At 38.7% G+C, this 2,462-nt stretch carries 2 protein-coding genes and 2 pseudogenes; 1 reads left to right on the forward strand and 3 read right to left on the reverse strand.

The window, feature by feature from the left end; translation table 11 throughout:
- The 3 genes and pseudogenes from CXF78_RS20270 to CXF78_RS20280 all read right to left on the reverse strand — a co-directional run.
- Positions 1 to 222: pseudogene (locus CXF78_RS20270) on the reverse strand (GntP family permease); the annotation flags it as partial.
- 129 nt (positions 223 to 351) lie between these two features.
- Positions 352 to 1,509: a sugar diacid recognition domain-containing protein gene (locus tag CXF78_RS20275; protein ID WP_041413104.1), complete on the reverse strand. Its 1,158-nt coding sequence runs from the start codon at positions 1,507 to 1,509 to the stop codon at positions 352 to 354.
- Between the two features lie 369 nt (positions 1,510 to 1,878).
- A pseudogene (locus CXF78_RS20280) lies at positions 1,879 to 2,288 on the reverse strand (MtrB/PioB family outer membrane beta-barrel protein); the annotation flags it as partial.
- Here CXF78_RS20280 and CXF78_RS21705 point away from each other — a divergent pair.
- Positions 2,230 to 2,462, forward strand: a 233-nt coding sequence (locus CXF78_RS21705) for a hypothetical protein (protein ID WP_219622103.1), incomplete at its 3' end; no start/stop codon positions are given. The pseudogene CXF78_RS20280 and the gene CXF78_RS21705 overlap by 59 nt on opposite strands.

The following is a 2,462-nucleotide window of genomic DNA, read 5'->3' on the forward strand; positions in this document are numbered from 1 at the left end:
GGTACCGATAATGGTACCGAGCACAATGACTAAGCCGATATAACCTAAAATACCACCGAAACCGCCAGTGATGGTTTTGGCGATTTCATTGCTGGGTAAGCCATAGGCAAATGCGGTGAGGAACGACGCTAAAATGAGGGTTAAAAAAGGGTGGAGTTTAAATTTAGAGGTGGCGATGACGATAAAGGCTATTACGCCGAGTAAGATCAATATTAGTCCCATAGAGTACTCGTTATTTATTATTGTAGGGGTGGTTTAGTATTCATCATAGTAAACCATTACCCATAAATTACTCTGTGCGTTTGCACCAATAAATAAGCAAGCTGACACTAAATTTGTGCACACGCACAACTAGGTGCTGGGTTGGTGAATTAACTGTCCTAAATATAAACTCAGTAATCCATTAAAACTGCGTAGGTCAATGTTGGTAATCGTTTGAATTTTATCTAGTCGATAACGCAGTGTGTTTCGATGGATAAACAAACTGTTAGCGCAGGCTTGGATATCTCCCATGTGATCTAGATAAGCGGCAAGTGTTTTTTGCAATTGCTGGTTATTATCGACTTCAATGAGTTTTAGGTACGGCCCGGCAAGCGCATTACCTCGCCAGTGGTGCCGCAGTCCTGATAACAGCACTTGTAAGCTGTAGTCTTGGTATAAATATTTGGTTTTTGTTGGGTGTAATTTTTTGCCAATATCTAACGTTTCTTTAGCGGTACGATAAGAGTAACTAATACCGAGTTCACCACCGAAATAATGCCCTAATGAAATATGCAGGCTAAGCTGCATATTGGCGGGTAAGCGTTTGAGCAATTTGTTGATGCGTTGATTTTCAAGCTCTGGGTCAAATTGTTTACCATCTAAAAAAGCCGGTTTTAAAATCACTAATTGAGTTAGTGATGTCATCGCAATTAAGTTATCGCGTACAGGATTTTGTAATAAATACAGTACTTGTTTTAATGCTTGATTGTCTTGTTGATATAGTGGGTTATTACTATCGAGTTCAATGATGGCAGCCACTCTCGGCACGCTTAAATCGATACCCAATTGCAATGCCCATTGTTGTAAAGAAGGTAAGTCTTGTTCATTGGCATGAATGAGTTGCGAAATAAACTCCTCTGTTTGACGATTTTGCCACTGTAATTGCTCTTGCAAGTTTGCTTGCTCGACAATCATCTCTGCTGTCATCTTAAGCAGTTCACCATAGTGGCTTAATGTGTCTGGCTCGCCAGTGATACCGATAACGCCAACCACTTGACCATGGTAATGTAATGGTAAATTTAGCCCAGGTTTGACGCCATGTAAGTTTGAAGCGATGGCTTGGCTTATTTCAACATTGCGATTTTGGCTGATAGCTAATAGTGCGCCTTCATGTACAGTGCCAATTCGATCGATATCGCCTGAACCTAATATCACCGCCTGAGCATTCATGACATTGATATTATGCCCAATAATTTTCATGGTTCGGTCGACAATTTTAGCAGCAATTAGCGTATCAATTTGAAACATGAATTTCTCTAGGCAATAAATATCGGTATTGAATGATACCTGATGTTGGCTAAGTATTGGGAGGAGGTTGATGCTTAAATGCATTAGAGGTTAAAAAGTAAGAGGGAGTCTTGAACAGGCAATAGGGTTGTAGGATGAACAATGTAAAATGGGGGGCAACATCCTTTTGCCCAAACTTCAATCACAAGCTATTCACCTTGTTAATATAATGTTAAATCCGGTGTAATTGCAAGTTTTTTATACAATAGGATGTTAGCGACTGTTTTTGTGTCCAAACGTCATTAAATCAAATGATATAAAAACGCCAACCTAGATAAGGTTGGCGTTATTTTTTTTGTGAACGGCTCCGTTATATAACGGTTAATTCACTTACAGACTATAATTTACGTTGAGCATGATCATGTGTGCAGTGTAGTCATGCTGTAAATTGCCAAAACTCATGACATTCCAAATGGTATCTGGCTCAATATCATTAGCATCATCATTATCAAGATATTTTTCCATTTTGTAGTCTATACGTAAGGCCATTTTTTCGGTGGCTTGATATTGTGCATACACATTAATGTTATGCACTTTGGCAAAATAGTCACCGTAATCGCCACTAATACCTTGTCTTACTTGGGTATTACTGTCTGAGTCTGAGTAGGTATAATCCAAACCTAAGCGCAAACGACTGTCCATTAAATTGTTGTAGCTTAAGCCGCGCCAACAACATCGACAGTGTCTTCAATATCGGCTTGCCAAGTCGCTATACTTAAATTGGCACTGCCAGATTGCTGTCTAATATACACATCTCACGCTAAAGACAAAACAAACAAAACAAAACTAAAACGACAACAAACAAAAAACACAAAAACAAAAAAAACAAAAAAAAAAAAAAAAAAACAAAAAAACACACAACAAAAAACAACCACACCAACACACACACTCACACAACACAAACCAAAACACAC

It is taken from the genome of Shewanella sp. 11B5 (assembly GCF_002836795.1).
GTDB classification, from domain to species: domain Bacteria; phylum Pseudomonadota; class Gammaproteobacteria; order Enterobacterales; family Shewanellaceae; genus Shewanella; species Shewanella frigidimarina.

What these genes read in the sequence shown, in the direction of transcription:
- CXF78_RS20275 (WP_041413104.1), bottom strand. Translation starts at nt 1,509, where the DNA reads ATGTTTCAAATTGATACGCTAATTGCTGCTAAAATTGTCGACCGAACC.